Here is a 17,552-nt window from a genome sequence, read left to right as displayed (position 1 = left end):
AAAATATTATGTCTAAAGAATTAGAAAATGTAATGACCAATCACTTTGAAAAAAAACACCTTATCGCTTTGATATGTATAGTGATTGTAACCGCTGTAGTGTGGAATTTACCTACTGAGGTGTTTCATATTAGCGGACTAACGGTGGTACATCAGCGAATTATCGCTATTTTTGTGTTTGCCACTCTTATGTGGATTAGTGAGGCTATCCCTTCGTGGGCTACTTCGCTGGGTATCATCACCCTAATGTGTTTAACGGTTTCTAACCACAGTCTGTTCTTCTTTAAAGGAGAAGAGAACGAGATTTTCGGAAAACTACTCAGCAGTAAAGAGATTATGGCTACCTTTGCCAACCCTGTAATTATACTCTTTTTAGGTGGTTTTTTCTTGGCTATTGCCGCCACCAAATCGGGGTTAGACGTCTTGCTTGCCAAGAATTTGATACGTCCGTTTGGGAATAAAAGCGAGAATGTGTTATTGGGTTTCCTGCTCATTACGGGTATTTTCTCAATGTTTGTGAGCAATACTGCTACGGCAGCTATGATGCTCACTTTCCTTACACCTGTTTTTGCAGCATTGCCTGCAAGTGGCAAAGGACGTACCGCACTCACGATGAGTATCCCGATTGCTGCTAACTTGGGCGGTATGGCTACCCCTATTGGTACACCCCCTAACGCTATTGCTCTACAAGCTCTTAATGACCCAAAAGGACTGAATATGGGCGTTGATTTTGGCGAATGGATGTCGTTTATGTTCCCATTGGTACTTTTGTTACTCTTCATCTCGTGGCGACTTATATTAAAATTCTTCCCTTTTACTCAAAAAACAATTAACTTACATATTCTAGGAAAAGTACACCAAGGTTGGCGTATGTGGGTAGTAAGTGGCACTTTTATCGTTACCATTCTTTTATGGCTACTCCCCAGTGAACTAACGGGTATTGATGCCAATACCGTTGCCTTAGTGCCTATGGGTATTTTTGCAGCAACAGGCGTGATTACCGCCAAAGACCTACAGTCCATCAATTGGAGTGTTATTTGGATGGTAGCAGGAGGTTTCGCTTTAGGTTTAGGTATCAATGAATCGGGCTTAGCCGAACTTGCTATTGATACTATTCCATTTGGGTCGTGGTCGCCTATAATAGTATTGATTGCCTCAGGACTTATTTGTTATCTTCTCAGCAACTTTATTTCCAATACTGCTGCGGCAGCCTTGTTAATTCCTATTTTGGTAACTATTTGTCAAGGAATGGGAGAAAACCTAAGCGCAATAGGGGGTACCTCTACAGTGCTTATTGGGATAGCTTTGGCAGCATCATCAGCAATGTGTTTGCCTATTTCTACTCCTCCAAATGCCATTGCGTACTCTACAGGCTTAGTAAAACAAAACGATATGCTAAAAATGGGGCTTATCGTAGGGCTTATCAGTATGGTGATAGGGTACCTTGTTTTGTATGTTGTAGGAGAAACACATCTCTTAGGATAATATGAAAAACATCATTATCTTACTTGTATATATGTTAGATAAAAAAATGAATTATGAATTACGACAACTTTTTTCTTCCTGCAGAAAATTTTGAAGAAAGTAAACAATTTTTTGCAGAAGTTTTAAATCTGAAAATCAAGTTTGATTTTTCAGAGATAGGAATGATAGCTTTCAATATGGGAGATGAAGAACCTGCCATTATTTTGAAAGATAAGACGAAATTTCCCAATACCAAACCAACAATTTGGTTGGAAGTGGACGACGTAAAACAAATATATGATGAGTTGCAAGGAAAGGGTATATCATTTTTAAGTCCGCCGTTTCCTATCAGAACGGGTTGGGCGATTGAGTTTTTAGACCCATCAGGAAATGTATTAGGTTTTACGGATTACAAAGCAGAAAAATAAAATCTCTCTAGAAGTAATAAATTATGGCACTTTGGCAATATCAATTTACGATCATACCTAATCAATATATATTGAAAGATATATCTAATGAGGAGTTTGAATATGAATTATGGGAACACGCTAATATTCATAAAGAAGATTTTATGCAGGTGAACTCTTTTCTGCCAAAGACTAAATCTTGGAGTAAGAATTTAGATATATATGGCAATACTGATTCTAACTGTTTGGAAGTATTTTTTGATAGAGAAGATAGAGTTACTTCAGTTTCTTTGAGAATAGATTTCAGAAGTGATTACAATAAAATACTTTATCAGTTATTATCTTTTTTCAAAGCAAAAGATTATACTTTATTGGATGAGAACTTACAACCAATAAAAACAATAAATAATGAAAGTTTGGAAGTAATTATAAAGCAATCTGCTCAATACAAAAAATATAATGAATTAGCATACCTTACAAATAAGAAGTAAGAAAAATTAAAAAATGAAGAACATTATCATCACAGGTACCAGCCGAGGGATAGGCTTTGAACTGGTACAACAGTTGGCATCGCAAGGACACAATATCTTAGCTCTTTCACGGCACACAGCTCCCATAGAAGCACTAAAATTACCCAAAGTACATTGTTTTCCTTTTGACATTACCTTAGCTACAGATAGAGAAGCCGTAGCGCAGTTTGTAAAAGAGCAATGGCAAAAGGTAGATATCTTGATTCATAACGCAGGGAAACTTATTAACAAACCCTTTGAACAACTTACTGAAACTGACTTTTTAGAAGTGTATAAGGTGAATGTGTTCGGAGTGGCACAACTCACTCAGAAAGTATTGCCTTTTATGAGGAATGGCTCGCACGTGGTAAGTATCAGCAGTATGGGAGGCATACAAGGGAGTTTGAAGTTTGGCGGTTTGGCAGCGTATAGTTCCTCTAAAGGTGCTCTTATTACCTTATCGGAGCTCTTAGCCGAAGAATACAAAGAGCGCGGTATCGTTTTCAATACTTTAGCCTTAGGTGCGGTACAGACCGAAATGCTCACTGAAGCCTTCCCTGATTATAAAGCTAATATCACCCCACAGCAAATGGCACGCTACATTGCCGATTTTGCCGTTAATGGTAGTAAGGTATTCAATGGAAAAGTAGTACAAGTAGCCAATACAACTCCATAAAACAATTAAAAACTAACGACTAATAACTAAAATATGTACATCATTATTTTAACGTATCAAAAAGACCTTTCAGAGGTTGAAAAACATTTAGAAGCACATCGCGCTTATTTAGATAAGCATTATGCTTCAGGACATTTTGTTGCTTCAGGAGCACAAGTGCCTCGTGTAGGTGGTATAATTTTGTGCAAGGGCGGTAGTAGGGGAGAGGTAGAAGCTATCATTGCCCAAGACCCTTTTTATCAGCACCAAATAGCAACCTACCAGGTCATTGAGTTTACTCCTACCAAATTCTCTGAAGAGTTCGGTAAGGTACTCTCTTAAAACCACAATTAACAAGTGAAAATTATTTTTCTAACAGCCCTTACTTTCTCAATCTTAATACTCCTGCTTTATTACCTAATTCAGCAGTCTAAAAAGCCTTCGGGTTTTGTAGGTGTAATAATGATGAGACTTTTTAATCGCGTTTATATACCAATGGTACAATGGGCATTAGGATTTTATAAACCGTCAGAAGCTCCACGAAAAATATTAGATATAGGAGTAGGAAATGGCAAATCAACTGTCCTGCTCACTGAATATTTCCCTCATAGTGAAGTTTGGGGAATTGAAATATCCGAAATCGCTATTAAGGAAGCAAAGAAGCTTCATACAAGGGCTATCTTTCAGTTAGAGGACATTCAGCATAGCTCATTTGGCGATAAAACTTTTGATTTGATAACTGCTTTTCAAACACACTTCCATTGGCAAGAACTCAAAGAGGCTTTTTTGGAAGTCAAACGCATACTCTCAGACAAAGGTATTTTTCTCATTGCTTGTGAATATGCAAAGATTAGTTATTACCTTCCTAAGCTAAAAAGGACAGAAGATTTTAGTCAATTTTTAAACTCAGTAGGACTATCCTTAATACAAGAAGAAAGAATGCAAGGTTGGGTGCTTTATGAATTAATAGCTACTGAATATAAGTAACTTATAATAAAAATATAAACTTTTTATTTAATATGTATTTTATAAAGTATCTACTTACTATGTATATAAATGTGAAAATAATCTAATAATCAGTATATTAACCACTAATTTAAACAAAAGCAACAAGTATTTATTACGCTTACTAACGCTTTCGTTTTTGTTATGATACTTATACTTTAGCTTTAAAATGTTTTAATAAAATATTAATAACCAATATTTTAATATAATAATTATATATGAGTAAAAATATAGTCTCTACTACCAGAAGGAAACGCAAGACAAATCGCTCCAAAAAGGTAGGTTTGCCTGCCGGTAGTCTGGTGTATTTCGGTAATAAAGAGAAGCCTCTCAATATAGAAGTCTTTGCCTATAACGAGCATTCTTGTGAGGTAAAGAAAGTTTCTTCGGCTGAGGAAGCCCTTAAATTTATAATCGATAGCCGTATCACGTGGGTGAATGTAAACGGCTTAAACAATATCGAGGAAGTAAAAAAGTTAGGTGCTTATACTCATTTAGATAACCTATTTTTGGAAGACGTACTCGATACCGAACACCGTCCGAAAGTAGAAATCCTTGATGAACATATTCTCGTGATCATTAAAATGCTGTACTACGGCAAAGATAAGCAACTTATTTCAGAGCACTTAGCATTATTATTAGGCAAAAATTACCTCATCACTTTTCAAGAAAGTGAAGACGAAGACGTGTTTGACCCCGTACGCAAACGTTTGCAAAACGCCGATAGCAGTCTACGCAAACGCCCCGCTGACTATTTGCTATTCGGACTCTTAGATGCTATTGTAGACAACTATTTTGTGATTTTGGATAAAGTAAGCGATAAGATTGAGACCATTGAAGATGATATTATTATTCACCCTCGTGAAGATATGATTTCCGAAATCCAGTTGCTGAGAAAGAGTGCTATCTTTTTGCAGAAATCAATTACGCCCTCGCGTGAGGTAGTAAACAAGATAGAGAAAACCCCTCATCATCTTATCGACATCGATACTAAGCATTATTTTCGTGACCTCCACGACCACACGGTGCAAATTGTCGAAACACTCAGTACCTACCGCGATATTTTATGGGGACTTACTGACACCTATATGGGGGCAATGAGTAACAAGATGAACAACATTATGCGCTTGCTCACCCTTATTTCTACTATTTTTATTCCGCTCACTTTTATTGTGGGGGTATACGGTATGAATTTCAAGTATATGCCTGAATTAGAAGTATGGTGGGCATATCCGTTAGTATGGTTGGTGATGATAGGTATTTCAGTAACAATGATTTTCTACTTCAAACGCAAAAAATGGCTTTGATTTTTGTAAAAATGCACTATCTTTGCGCGCTATGAATTTGTTAGACGAGAATGTACAACGCTTTATCAGGGAATACGAGGGGACAACTACAACATTGCTCCTCAAAAAAACTGTGTTTAATGGCATTTCTAACAAAGAATTAGTACAACAGATTGAAGGCAGACGTACAGCAGCTAAAAAACTCCCTTTTTTGCTTACTGCGGGAGGTATATTGTTTCCCCCAACACTTAATTTAGAGCAAACCTCCTCCGAGGCAACCGCTCAATATAAGGCACAAGGCTTACACGGAGAATGTTTTTTAGACCTTACTTGTGGGTTCGGTATTGATGCATTTTTTCTTTCAGAGAAGTTTAAAGAAGTTACGTTGGTAGAACAAAATAAGGAACTTCTGAGCAAAGTAAAACATAATTGGCAGGTATTAGGGCGAAAGGCTACATTTATAAATGGAAGCGCAGAAGCTTTTTTGAAAGCAACAACAGCACATTACAACCTTATTTATCTTGATCCTGCTCGTAGAGACGCACTCAAACAAAAGAAGTTTCTCTTAGAAGACCTCTCACCTAATATCTTAGAGTTACAGTCTGTACTATTGCAAAAGGCAGATAAAGTGCTTACCAAACTATCACCTATGATAGACATTAGTTATCTGTTGCATACGCTATCCAAGGTAACACATATTCATTTGGTAGCCTTGCGCAATGAAGTAAAGGAGGTATTGGTAGTACAAGAACCTAAAAAAGAAACACAAGTACAAATACATTGTGTGAATTTGGAGACTGAAGAGCCTATTTTGCAATTTACAGAAGAAGCGTTGCATAGTTCTCAAGTGGTGTATAGTGCGCCTAAACAATACTTGTATATTCCTAATAATGCTTTGTTGAAATCAGGAGCTTTTAATTATATAACGCAGTATTTTGAGGTAGAGAAGTTGGACGTAAATACCCATCTATACACTTCCGAGCAGCTAAAAAAGCCCTTTGCCGGACGTGTTTTGCAGGTAACTCCTATCAATCTTAAAGAGTTAAAAAAAGGTAGTAAATATTGTATTCTCTCTAAAAACTATCCGTTATCGGTAGCAGAAATTAAAAGGAAATACCGTATCGTGGAAGGTGGTAATGAATATCTTATCTTTACCCGTTCCGTTGAGGGGTTGGTCGTACTTTTAGGGAAGGTAATCGAGTGAGAAAGTTTTTTCTTTTGAGGTAGAAATGCTTAGTAAACGATAGTTGTACACTGTGAGTAATCAAGCGAATAGGTTTGCTATCCGTAGGATAAACTGACTTGTTATTAAAAATTCCCGATAAGGCTACAGTCCAATCATCTTTCAGATATACAAACGAAAAGCGCGTCACAGAAGTAGGATAAACCTTAATGTTCAGCTGTTGCAGTATGTCCATTTGGTTACCAAAATTCAGCCCACCGATAAACGCCCCTGTAAGTAACCAGTGTTTGCCAGCTACCCACGAATAGCCATAGCCCACGTGAAAACCTATTTGGAAATTCTCAAAAGCCTCGCTACTCACATTCTCTGTTTTAGCATCAGGCTCTATGCGATGCCAATAGAAACCACTGCCAAAAAGCAAACTTCCTGCTGATTTCACTTGGAGTTCGCTTTGCTCAAAGGCAGCTCGTGCCGAAAACTTGTCAGCACGCCATACGTAAGTGCTTTCTACACCTATTTGTTGGGTAGAAAGGGTAGGGAAGAGGGTGTAATTCCCTTTACCTCTATCGATATAAAATCCTGTATAGTCTTGATAATAAGCATCTATAAGAATGCGTTTACCGTATTTATGTGCTTGTATATCAATACTGCGAGTTTTTAGATTTGTTTCATTTTTTAGTCGGAATAAGTTCTGTGCATAAAGTACGTTAAGTCCTAATATCTTGCGCAAACCTATTCCAACTCCTAAACTAAATGGGGAGTTGGGTGAATAAACCTCTTTCCCTTGCGTAAGTATGAGCATTTTGGTAGGAGTATATGCTCTGAGCCATATTTCTTGCGGATAAGGTTGAATGTAGGTAGTATCGCGCTCTTGTGCAAAGAACGAAAGGCAACCTCCCCACAAAAATATCAATAATAAGGCTCGTAAATTCATTATAATATATAAAAACGAGTGCAAAAGTAATACATTTTTAGCAACTATGAAAATCATACTCAAATACTTTCCCTCACTTAGTGAGTTGCAACAACAACAATTTGCAAAGCTCAAACCGCTGTACGAAAAGTGGAATGCTCAAATAAACGTCATCTCGCGCAAAGATATAGACGATTTCTACGAGCGACACGTGTTGCATAGCTTGGCTATTGCTAAGCACATTCAGTTCGTTGATGGCACAGTACTATTAGATGTCGGCACTGGTGGAGGTTTCCCTGGCATACCTTTGGCTATAATGTTCCCTAACTGTCAGTTTACATTGGTCGATTCTATCGGAAAGAAAATAAAAGTAGTACAAGAAGTAGTAAAAGCTTTAAGGCTCACCAATGTAACGGCTATGCAGATAAGAGCCGAAGAACTAAAAGATACTTACGACTTTGTAGTAAGTCGTGCCGTTACTCAAATGAAGGACTTTGTACCTTGGGTAAAAGGAAAGTTCAAGAAGACTTCTAAAAACGACCTCCCTAATGGTATCCTTTACTTAAAAGGCGGTGACCTTACTGAGGAGTTAGCACCTTCCCCTAAGGCAGAACTGACTGATATCAGTAGTTATTACGATGAACCTTTCTTCGAGACTAAGAAAATAGTGTATTTACCTTTTTAAGCCCCTATTATAAAGATTGTAGGTCGTTTTTGTATATCAATATTTACTTTTCTCCAAAGATGTATAGGGTGTGTTTTGATTTCTTCAGTAGGAAGTGTAAGATCACAAGCTATACATAAAAGAGTATCAGCTTGTAAGTTATCCATAAGGTCATTAAACATTTGTTGGTTACGATAAGGAGTTTCTATAAATAGTTGAGACTGTCCTTCACTTGCTTTGCGTTCTAGGGCTTTCAGTATTTTCTTGCGTTCTTGTTTATCAATAGGTAAATAGCCATTGAAAGTAAAATTTTGTCCATTGAGTCCGCTTGCCATCATTGCTAATAAAAGTGAAGAAGGACCTACTAACGGGATAACCTTTAATCCTTTTTGATGAGCTATACGTACTATATCAGCACCGGGATCGGCAATACCAGGACAACCAGCTTCCGAGATAATACCTATAGAATTTCCTTCCATACAAGGAGCGAGAAAGTTACTAAAATCACTATTACGCTGGTGCTTATCAATTACAGCAATTTGTAAATCAGCTTGTTTTTTATCTGGTACCATCAGTTTGATAAACTTTCTTGCTGATTTTTCATTTTCCACTACAAAATAAGTAAGTGAACTGAGTATATTGCTCACTTGTGCTGGTAATACATCAAGAGCGCTATCTCCCAACAAATTCGGGATTAAGTATATATTTCCTTTTGTTTGTTCCATTTATCTGTTATAAAATTTGCTAAAAATTCCTTTCCAACGATATTGCCTTATCCATTTACCTTCTTCTGCAGAGAGTAAGTAAGGTTGTTTTTCTTGTTTTGCTTTGTAAAAACCTTTGCAATAATCTAAGAAAAGTTTGCCACTACGTTTCTTTACAGCTAATTTTATTGCAGCAAATAATGTGAGAAGTACACCATATCGCATACGATAAAATACGCTTCCTTGTAAATAACGGGCATTGCTTTTATAACCTGCCCCTGTAGGACGAAGATGTTTTACGTGAAGAGTATCGTCAGTTTGTACTATCCATCCGTGATAACGTGCTAACAACTCATCAGCTGTATCCCACCCCATTGCCATTTTTAATCCTCCTATGGCTTCAAAACACGCTTTCCGATATGATTTTACAGCACCTCTCAAATGGTCTTTATTTGTGAGATTTTCAAGTACCCACAAGTTATTTTTCTCAATATAACAAAAGCCTCCAAACATTCCTAACTGAGGATTTTTGCTATATTCTTGGTTCATTACTTCAAGATAATTATTGGGAAAAATAAGGTCAGCATCAAATTTACAAATCACTTCTATGTCTTCTTTTAGATAAGAAAGTCCATAGTTAAAAGTTTGTACAACTTTAGCTCCAGGTAAGTGTTCTCCTTTTTCACCACGTTGTACTAATTGTACTATAGGATACTCAGAAGCAATGTAATTTACTACCTCAGCAGTGTTATCAGTAGAACCATCATCTACTACTATAATTTGAAAAGGAGGATAAGTTTGATTGAGCAGAGAATGTAGAGTACTACCAATGCTTTCTGCCTCATTATAAGCAGGGATAACAATTCCGATATTCATTTTACTTAGCACTATCGGTTTCTATAAGTCCGTCTTTTAATCGGATAATACGCTTAGCATACCGTGCAATATCTTCCTCGTGAGTAACCAAGATAACGGTATTTCCTTTTTGGTAGATTTCGTCAAAAAGGTTCATTATTTCATAAGAAGTTTTAGAGTCGAGATTTCCTGTAGGTTCATCTGCTAAAATAATAGAAGGGTGATTCACCAAAGCACGTGCGACAGCCACTCTTTGGCGTTGTCCTCCTGATAACTCATTAGGTTTGTGAAGCATACGATTATCTAAGCCTACTAATTTCAATACTTCTTTAGCTCGCTCGTGTCGTTTTTCTTTCTTAACACCAGCGTATACCATTGGGAGAGCCACATTATCTAAAGCTGTAGTGCGTGGCATCAAATTAAAAGTTTGAAATACGAAACCTATTTCTTTATTGCGTATATCAGCTAACTCTGAATCACTCATCTTGCTTACATCCTTTCCATTTAAGATATATTCACCAGAAGTGGGAGTATCTAAGCAGCCTAAGATATTCATTAAGGTAGATTTTCCTGATCCTGATGGTCCCATTAGAGCAACATACTCTCCTTTTTCTATGGAAAGGTTGATACCTTTTAGTACGTGTAGAATTTCAGAACCTAATCTAAAATCGCGTTTGATATTTTTAATTTCTAATAAACTCATCTTTTCCTTACTGAATTTTTTGATTTAAAAAATCTAACAACTTTCCAAAAGCTTTTCCACGGTGACTGATACGATTTTTTTCGTCTTGAGTGAGTTCAGCAAAAGTTTTATCAGAGTTTTCAGGAATAAATATAGGGTCATATCCAAAACCATTAGTTCCTATAGGAGTTGTGCTTATATTTCCTTTTGCAATACCCTCAAAAGTATATACAACACCTTCTAAGCACAAGGCTATAACAGTTTTAAATTGAGCTTCTCGACGAGAGATTCCCTCCATATTTTTCAAAAGCAATTGCACATTATCCACATCGCTTTTGTGTTCACCTGCATAACGTGCTGAATATACCCCTGGAGCATTATTTAATGCTTGAACTTCTAACCCTGTATCATCAGCAAAAACATTACAGTGATACTGTTTTTGAACGTATTGTGCTTTTAGTAAGGCATTGTCCTCAATGGTAGTAGCTGTTTCAGGAATATCCTCATTACAGCTAATATCATCCAAACTCAACAATTGAATGTTTGGAGGTAAAAGGGCTTGTATTTCCCTTAATTTATGCTGGTTATGGGTAGCAAATACTAATTTCACAACTAAAACTATTCCTTTTCTTCTGTATTTTCTTCAGCCGTTTCAGCTAATTGTGTTTTTTGTAAATGTTTCAGTTCTCGAAGTTTATTTTCCCACGTTTTAAGAGCCTCTTTTTGATTATTGATGTTCTTAATCACATCACGTACCAATGGATTCTTCTCATCAATATTACCAAAGAAAGCTAAATTATTTTCCAATTGTAATACTTCCGATTTGAGTTCCTCAATACGACGTTTTACAAAAATCACCTCATTGTTGAGAGAATTCTCATTATCATCATTGATAAGTCGTTCCAATTTATTGTTGTACTTAATAATCTCAATTTCTTGTTTATCAAAATTGAGTTTTTTGTACAATGCATCGATTATTTTATGGAATTTGATATCGATAGTTCTCTTAGAATGATGAGTAGTTCCTAAAGCATTCCATTCATTCACAAAATTTTGTAAGGTTTCTATTTCCCTATCTCTATCAGTGCTTAATTGGTATTCTTTCAGTTTGTCCAAGAAAGCTTTCTTTTGCTCAAGAGCATTATTTTCTTTATTCTTAGAATGTTGGATTGCTTCTGCCAAATGAGTAAAATAGGTGTCACAAGCCTTTTTGAACTCTTTCCAAATTTTTTCGGTATTTCTAAGAGGTACACTTCCTATTTCTTTCCACTCTTTCTGAATATTTTTCATCAATTCAGTAGTAGTTTCCCAGTCAGTGCTATTTTGGTTTGCTTTAGCTATTTCTACTAAGGCTAGTTTTTTTGTCAAATTTTCTTGTTGTTCTTTTTTAAGAACTTTGTAGAACTGGTTTTTCTTTTTGTTGAAGCTTCGCAAAGCTACATTGAAGCTTTTCCACACTTCATCAGCTTGTTGCAAAGGTACTTTTCCTACATTTAGGAAGTTTTGGCGCAATTCTTCTACTTGTTTAGAGAGTTGCTTCCAAGCATTATGTGTAGTAGGTTCTTTTTCTCCTAATTTTTTAATACGTTCAATAATGCTTTGTTTTTTCACAGCATTTTCCTCATATATTTTATCTAAATTTTTGAGGTAATATTGGCGTTTGTCGTGTATTTTTTTTGTCAGTTCGCTGAAACGTTGCCATAAACTCTCGCGGTGTTCTTTATCCACGGGGCCTATTTCTTCCTTCCAAATACGATGTAGCACTTGTAGCTCACGTGAGGCAAGTAGTGCATCTACATCATCTTGAGCGAGAGCTTCAGCTCGTTGAATGATTTTTAATTTTTCTTCCAAATTGCGTTTGAAGTCAATATCACGTAAATCTTTACTTAGGTGGATATAGTCATAGAAATTTTCTACGTGGTGATGGTAGGTATTCCACAAGTCTTCATAATCGGCGTTAGAAACAGCTCCTGCTTTGCGCCAGCGTTCTTGCAATTGCTGGAATTGTTTAAAAGTTGTGCCTATGTGTTCCTCTGTATTGATAAGGTTCTTTAGCTCTTCTATAATTTCTCGGCGCTTAACAAGGTTTTCCTTATGAGTTTTTTCCATTTCCTTGTAGTACTGATTGCGCTTTTCACGATAGTTATTGAAAGCTGTATAGAACTCCTTATAGATAGGAATTTCATAAGAAAAGTTATGAGGTTCACCTCCATCGGCAATAAACTCTTCTCTTTTCTCTTCTACCAGCGCATCGTACTTTTTATCAAATTCATAGCGGATAGCATCCACTTGTTTTTTGATAGCTTGAGTTTTCTCGGTAAGGAGCAGTTCTTTCAACTCTTTAGTCAATTCACTAAGAGACATTGCTTCATAATTTACAAATGAAGCTTCTTCTAAACGATTGTCCTCTATGGCTAATGTGTTTTTTTCCTCTGACATATCTAAGATTTAAATACAACTATTGTTTAAAAACGCTACTAAATTACAACAATATTTTGAAATACCTACTTTTTTTTGAAAATATTTTCACTTTTATTCTCTATAATAAACATAAGTAGTTTATTATCAGTATTTATTAAGGGAGATTTCTTTAAGATTCTCTATAAAAAAATCTACTTCTTCTATTGTATTAAATGCTGAAAATGAGAAGCGCAACGAAGGATATTGTAGTGCTTCTTTTGGCATAAAAGCCGATAATACGTGTGAAACTTGTACGCTACCACTTTGACAAGCACTTCCTTTTGAGCAGGCAATACCTTTTAGATCTAACTGAAAAAGCAAAGTGTTATCTTGCTGTTGTAATGTAGGAAAGCCTACATTCACTATAGCATAACTACTTTCCTCTAAACTCTCTGATGTCCCGTTGAATACTATCTCAGGAAAATGATGTTTGAGTTGATGTATAAAATATTGTTTCAAGTTTTTGAGTTTTTCAGTATTCTCTTCTAATTTCTTATAACACAAGCTAAAAGCTACTTCCATACCTGCTATATTATGTACAGCTTCTGTACCTGCGCGCAAACCTTTTTCTTGTTCTCCTCCAATAATACTGCCGTGTAAAGCTATACCTTTTCTGATAAAAGCAAATCCCACTCCTTTAGGTCCGTGAAACTTATGAGCTGAAGCTGTGATAAAATCTACAGGAATCTCTTGTAAGTTAATAGGATAATGTCCTACAGATTGTACTGTATCAGAATGAAAATAGGCCCCTTTTTCTTTGCAAAGTGTAGCAACCTTTTTTAAAGGTAAAATATTCCCTATTTCATTGTTTAGATGCATCAAACTTACTAATACTTTTTTTCCAATATATTGTTCGAGTAAGTTTTCTAAATGTTGAAGATCTATCTCTCCTCTTTCCGTAAGATTCACATAAACTATTTGTATAGGGTATTCCTTAGCTAATACCTCTAAAGTATGTAGTACAGCGTGATGTTCTATAAGTGAAGAAATAACTACTTGTACGTGTAAATCACGTATGCAACTGTGAAGAATAAAATTATCAGCTTCAGTACCCCCTGAAGTAAAAATAATTTCAGAGGGTAAAGCTTTTAGTTCTTTCGCTATTTGCTTGCGACTATATTCAATAAGTGATTTTGCACCACGCCCTAAGGCGTGAGTAGATGATGGATTACCATAAGTAGTATTCAATACTTCTGTTATCTTTTCTACAACCTCAGGATAAAGGGAAGTAGTAGCCGCATTATCAAAATAGACTTTCATAGTTTTTGAAGGAGAAATTGTTATGCTTTGTTGGAAGTAGTATTATTCCTGTTGTTATTATTATTTTTGCGATAATTTTTATTGCGGTTGTTGTTATTTTTATTTCCTAATCCTTTTTTCTGTTTAGAAAGGAAAAGTCCTACTATAAAAGCTAATATAGCGACTGTAAAAGCACACCAGCAAGCTTCATTACACATAAAAGAAGAGTTAAATAATGGAGCTATTAACAAGCCTGCAAATACGTATTTAGAAACATCTAACAAAAAATCTGAAATTCTTTTTTTCATTCTTTATTTTTAAAATTTTCGGCAAAGATACAACTTTTTATCAAAATGGAAATAATAGTGGTAAAACAAATACCATTACAATCCCCATAATAATTTGTAACGGTAAGCCTACTTTTACATAATCGGAAAATGTATAACGTCCTGCCGACATTACTAAAGCATTGGGTGGAGTAGAAAATGGTGAAGCAAAACACATACTCGCTCCTACAGCTACTGCAAACATAAATGCTTGAGGTTGTAAACCTAACGATAAAGCTGTTTTCATAGCAATAGGTGCTAAAAGAACTGCTGTGGCTGTATTACTAATAAACATCGTCATTAATGAAGTGGTGAAATATACCCCTGCTAATAGTATATATGGACTTTTATCGCCTAAACTTCCTACTAATGCATTAGACACTAAAGCAGATACTCCTGTTTTTTCTAAGGCTAATGCCATTGGCAACATACCTGCTATAAGCACAATACTCTCCCAGTTAATTGTTTTGTAAGCTGCTTCGATATTGCGTAAAGCTCCTGAAATAACCATTAGAAGAGAGGCTATAAGCACAGCTGTTACAGGAGCTATAGGAATAAAATCGAACATCATCGCTACTACCATTGCTACCATTATCAAGGCTGCTATAGGAGCTTTATGAGTGAGGGTTACTTTCGATGCTTCGGCAAGAGGTTGACCTAATACTACTAACTGACTTCTTTCGGCATCTAACTTGGCTATATGATCCCAAGTTCCTTGTACTAATAATATATCACCTGCGTGCATCTTTTCGTCTTTCAAGTTTTGTAAAATATAGGTATCCTTACGTTGAATACCTAAGATATTAAGCCCAAAGTGCTCACGCAGTTTGCTATCACTAACACGAGTATTTACTAATTTAGAAGCGGGCATTATCAACACTTCAGCTATCCCTATATCGTGAAAGTGTAATTCATTAGGTAAGCGTTGTTCAGGATGGTGTGTATCAAGGAAGTCCAAATGATTTTCGGTATTCATTTGTTCAATTGACTCAAAATCACCTCGTAAATAAAGAATATCTCCTTCATAAATTACAGTATCAGCATTTACAACCTCCTGATTACCTGTTTTAAAGAAAGGGTTATTAGAAGTAGGCTTGCGCCTAATTTCTAATACTGAAATATGATAACGTTGTGAAAGGTTTATTTCTTTAAGTGTCTTTCCTTTGAATAAAGTGTTTTCGCTTACCAATACGCGATATAAGTTCTTAGATAATTGATATTCACCTACTAAGTCACTCAGAGATTTTCCTCCCTTGCCTTTGTCACTTCCTCCTTCTCCTTTCTTAGTTAAAAAGATTTTAGTAATAGGTATCAATATTAACATCCCAACTAATAAACATATCAATCCTACAGGGGTGAATGAGAAAAAAGTGAGTTTGTCATAGCCATTTTTCACTAACTCTCCATCGATTACTAAGTTAGGAGGTGTACCGATGAGCGTCATCATACCGCCCATACTACTGGCAAAAGCCATAGGCATCAGCAATCTACTACTATTGATATTACCACTCATCGCCATACTCACAATAATAGGCATCATCAAGGCTACTGTGCCTGTATTACTTACAAAAGCTCCAATAAAAGCTGTAACAAGCATCACCAGAACAAGGAGCTTCACCTCACTATTACCTGCTAAACGCAAGATTTTACTGCTCATCATCTTTGCCAATCCCGTTTGGAAGATAGCACCTCCTACTACAAAAAGCCCTATCATCATCACCACTACTTTATCCGAAAAACCTGACAAGGCTTGTTCGGGTGTAAGGATACCAAAAAGTACTAAAAGCACTAAGGCACACATTGCTACCAAATCGGAACGGACTTTACCGCTCATAAAAAACAAGGCTGATATAAAGAGAATGATGAGTGTTGTGTACATAACAAATTAAATGATTAATTCGACAAATCTACACTATAATTACTTGGCTCAAAAGTTACTGAAACGTGTTCTTGTAAGGAAGTAGATAATGAAATACCTTTAAAATCAGCTTTTATAGGATAATCTTTATGATTGCGATTCACTAACACTGCTGTTGTGAGTCGTTTTAGAGGTACTTCTAAGAAGTGTTTCACTCCATAGATAAGTGTACGTCCTGAATTGAGCACATCATCTACCACTATCACTGCTTTATCAGTATATTGTTCAGCAGGAATAGAAATCGTAGTACCTATCAATGGATTTTTTTTATCCATTATAATTTGGCATAAAACCACTTTTAAAGGTGAAATACCTGCCAATGCTACTGCAAGTTTCTCTGCAAATACATATCCATTGCCATTGATACCTGCTAACACGATTTCCTCTTCATTAAGATGTGTTTCATAAATTTGATAAGCAATGCGCCTTATCTTGTGTTCAATATCGGCGTGATTTAATATTTGTGTCATATACATATAATTTATTAAAGGCGACAAAGTTACAAACTATTTCCATAAAAAGCAAGATTTTTTATCTGAACTTCTATCATTTATCATTTATTTTGTACATTTGCCTCACCAATTATTTATTATTATGTTTATAACAGAACGTCTTCTAACTTTAGCTGATATTCCTTACCGCGATTTTACAGCTAAACTTATTCCTACCATTGATAAAGAATGTATCATTGGAGTACGAACCCCAGCAATACGCTCTTTAGCTAAAGAATTACTAAAACAACAACCTAAGGAGGCTATGGTTTTCTTAGAAAAACTGCCTCATTATTACTACGAAGAGAACAATCTGCATGCCTTTATCATAGCACAAATAAAGGATTTCGAAAAGACTATGCAGTACACTACACAATTTTTACCATATATTGACAATTGGGCTACTTGTGATATTTTTGCCCCTAAAATTTTCTTGAAATACCCTGAAGAGGTGTTGAGTTATGTTCAACAATGGCTCAAAAGTAACGAAACTTATACGGTGCGTTATGCTATTGGAGTATTACTCTCTAATTACTTAGATGAGCATTTTAAAACAACTCATTTAGATTGGGTAGCTGCCATACGTTCAGAAGAATATTACATCAATATGATGATAGCGTGGTATTTCGCTACAGCTTTAGCTAAACAATACAAGACTACTATCCCTTATATAGAAGCTAAAACACTTACGCCTTTTGTACAAAACAAAACCATACAAAAGGCGAGAGAGAGTTTGCGTATTTCAGCTGAAACAAAAGAATATTTACTTCAATTTAAATTGCCAAATTGAAA

General features: G+C 35.8%; 20 protein-coding genes. 10 read left to right on the top strand and 10 right to left on the bottom strand.

All coding sequences use genetic code 11. The features are described 5' to 3' along the window. Positions 1–8: 8 nt before the first annotated feature. The 8 genes from I7X29_RS02075 to I7X29_RS02040 all read left to right on the top strand — a co-directional run bounded on the left by I7X29_RS02075 (position 9) and on the right by I7X29_RS02040 (position 6,529). Positions 9–1,484 carry an SLC13 family permease gene (locus I7X29_RS02075; protein WP_111973264.1) on the top strand — a complete coding sequence of 492 codons (1,476 nt, stop codon included), beginning with the start codon at positions 9–11 and terminating at the stop codon, positions 1,482–1,484. A 53-nt stretch (positions 1,485–1,537) separates the two neighbouring features. Continuing rightward, positions 1,538–1,891: a VOC family protein gene (locus I7X29_RS02070; RefSeq protein WP_198472620.1), complete on the top strand. Its 354-nt coding sequence runs from the start codon at positions 1,538–1,540 to the stop codon at positions 1,889–1,891. Between the two features lie 23 nt (positions 1,892–1,914). Next, positions 1,915–2,361 (top strand): hypothetical protein, encoded by a 447-nt coding sequence (locus tag I7X29_RS02065; protein ID WP_198472619.1) that lies wholly within the window; start codon positions 1,915–1,917, stop codon positions 2,359–2,361. A 13-nt stretch (positions 2,362–2,374) separates the two neighbouring features. Then, entirely contained in the window at positions 2,375–3,055 is a 681-nt protein-coding gene (locus I7X29_RS02060; protein ID WP_198472618.1) for an SDR family NAD(P)-dependent oxidoreductase, read from the top strand. A gap of 33 nt (positions 3,056–3,088) precedes the next feature. Beyond that, the gene (locus tag I7X29_RS02055) at positions 3,089–3,376 is read left to right on the top strand and encodes a YciI family protein (protein WP_198472617.1); all 288 of its coding nucleotides are present in this window, start codon (positions 3,089–3,091) and stop codon (positions 3,374–3,376) included. A gap of 15 nt (positions 3,377–3,391) precedes the next feature. After that, positions 3,392–4,021 carry a class I SAM-dependent methyltransferase gene (locus I7X29_RS02050; protein ID WP_198472616.1) on the top strand — a complete coding sequence of 210 codons (630 nt, stop codon included), beginning with the start codon at positions 3,392–3,394 and terminating at the stop codon, positions 4,019–4,021. Positions 4,022–4,257: 236 nt separating this feature from the next. Then, entirely contained in the window at positions 4,258–5,346 is a 1,089-nt protein-coding gene (gene corA / locus I7X29_RS02045; protein ID WP_198472615.1) for a magnesium/cobalt transporter CorA, read from the top strand. Between the two features lie 31 nt (positions 5,347–5,377). Beyond that, on the top strand, positions 5,378–6,529 hold the full coding sequence (locus I7X29_RS02040) for a class I SAM-dependent methyltransferase (RefSeq protein ID WP_198472614.1): 1,152 nt from the start codon (positions 5,378–5,380) through the stop codon (positions 6,527–6,529). On the opposite strand, the gene I7X29_RS02035 is transcribed toward I7X29_RS02040, so the two are convergent. Further along, positions 6,477–7,442, bottom strand: a complete 966-nt coding sequence (locus I7X29_RS02035; RefSeq protein ID WP_225883642.1) for a DUF4421 family protein — start codon at positions 7,440–7,442, stop codon at positions 6,477–6,479. The genes I7X29_RS02040 and I7X29_RS02035 overlap by 53 nt on opposite strands. A gap of 46 nt (positions 7,443–7,488) precedes the next feature. Between I7X29_RS02035 and rsmG the strand changes: the two genes are divergently transcribed. After that, a complete protein-coding gene (rsmG, locus tag I7X29_RS02030; RefSeq protein WP_198472612.1) occupies positions 7,489–8,106 on the top strand; it encodes a 16S rRNA (guanine(527)-N(7))-methyltransferase RsmG in 618 nt (205 codons plus the stop codon). On the opposite strand, the gene I7X29_RS02025 is transcribed toward rsmG, so the two are convergent. The 9 genes from I7X29_RS02025 to I7X29_RS01985 all read right to left on the bottom strand — a co-directional run bounded on the left by I7X29_RS02025 (position 8,103) and on the right by I7X29_RS01985 (position 16,739). Further along, positions 8,103–8,810: an SAM-dependent methyltransferase gene (locus I7X29_RS02025; RefSeq protein ID WP_198472611.1), complete on the bottom strand. Its 708-nt coding sequence runs from the start codon at positions 8,808–8,810 to the stop codon at positions 8,103–8,105. The two genes, rsmG and I7X29_RS02025, sit on opposite strands and share 4 nt — an antisense overlap. Then, positions 8,811–9,665, bottom strand: coding sequence for a glycosyltransferase (locus tag I7X29_RS02020; protein WP_198472610.1), 855 nt, complete (start codon positions 9,663–9,665; stop codon positions 8,811–8,813). A 1-nt stretch (position 9,666) separates the two neighbouring features. Beyond that, positions 9,667–10,347, bottom strand: a complete 681-nt coding sequence (locus I7X29_RS02015; protein WP_009751145.1) for an ABC transporter ATP-binding protein — start codon at positions 10,345–10,347, stop codon at positions 9,667–9,669. A gap of 7 nt (positions 10,348–10,354) precedes the next feature. Then, positions 10,355–10,936, bottom strand: coding sequence for a non-canonical purine NTP diphosphatase (locus I7X29_RS02010; RefSeq protein ID WP_198472609.1), 582 nt, complete (start codon positions 10,934–10,936; stop codon positions 10,355–10,357). A gap of 8 nt (positions 10,937–10,944) precedes the next feature. After that, complete coding sequence (locus I7X29_RS02005) at positions 10,945–12,765, bottom strand: DUF349 domain-containing protein (protein WP_198472608.1); 1,821 nt, start codon at positions 12,763–12,765, stop codon at positions 10,945–10,947. Between the two features lie 126 nt (positions 12,766–12,891). Beyond that, entirely contained in the window at positions 12,892–14,046 is a 1,155-nt protein-coding gene (locus I7X29_RS02000; protein ID WP_198472607.1) for a cysteine desulfurase family protein, read from the bottom strand. Positions 14,047–14,066: 20 nt separating this feature from the next. Beyond that, entirely contained in the window at positions 14,067–14,333 is a 267-nt protein-coding gene (locus I7X29_RS01995; RefSeq protein ID WP_198472606.1) for a DUF6722 family protein, read from the bottom strand. 40 nt (positions 14,334–14,373) lie between these two features. Next, positions 14,374–16,230 (bottom strand): SLC13 family permease, encoded by a 1,857-nt coding sequence (locus tag I7X29_RS01990; protein WP_088594279.1) that lies wholly within the window; start codon positions 16,228–16,230, stop codon positions 14,374–14,376. A 14-nt stretch (positions 16,231–16,244) separates the two neighbouring features. Continuing rightward, entirely contained in the window at positions 16,245–16,739 is a 495-nt protein-coding gene (locus I7X29_RS01985) for a phosphoribosyltransferase family protein (RefSeq protein WP_034555991.1), read from the bottom strand. A 124-nt stretch (positions 16,740–16,863) separates the two neighbouring features. Here I7X29_RS01985 and I7X29_RS01980 point away from each other — a divergent pair, with 124 nt between their 5' ends. Continuing rightward, positions 16,864–17,550: a DNA alkylation repair protein gene (locus tag I7X29_RS01980; protein WP_088594280.1), complete on the top strand. Its 687-nt coding sequence runs from the start codon at positions 16,864–16,866 to the stop codon at positions 17,548–17,550. Positions 17,551–17,552: the final 2 nt, after the last annotated feature.

Origin of the sequence: Capnocytophaga periodontitidis (assembly GCF_016126015.1) — a bacterium.
GTDB classification, from domain to species: domain Bacteria; phylum Bacteroidota; class Bacteroidia; order Flavobacteriales; family Flavobacteriaceae; genus Capnocytophaga; species Capnocytophaga periodontitidis.
Note: the sequence above shows the minus strand (reverse complement) of the source record. Positions and strands in the feature narration are given on the sequence as shown.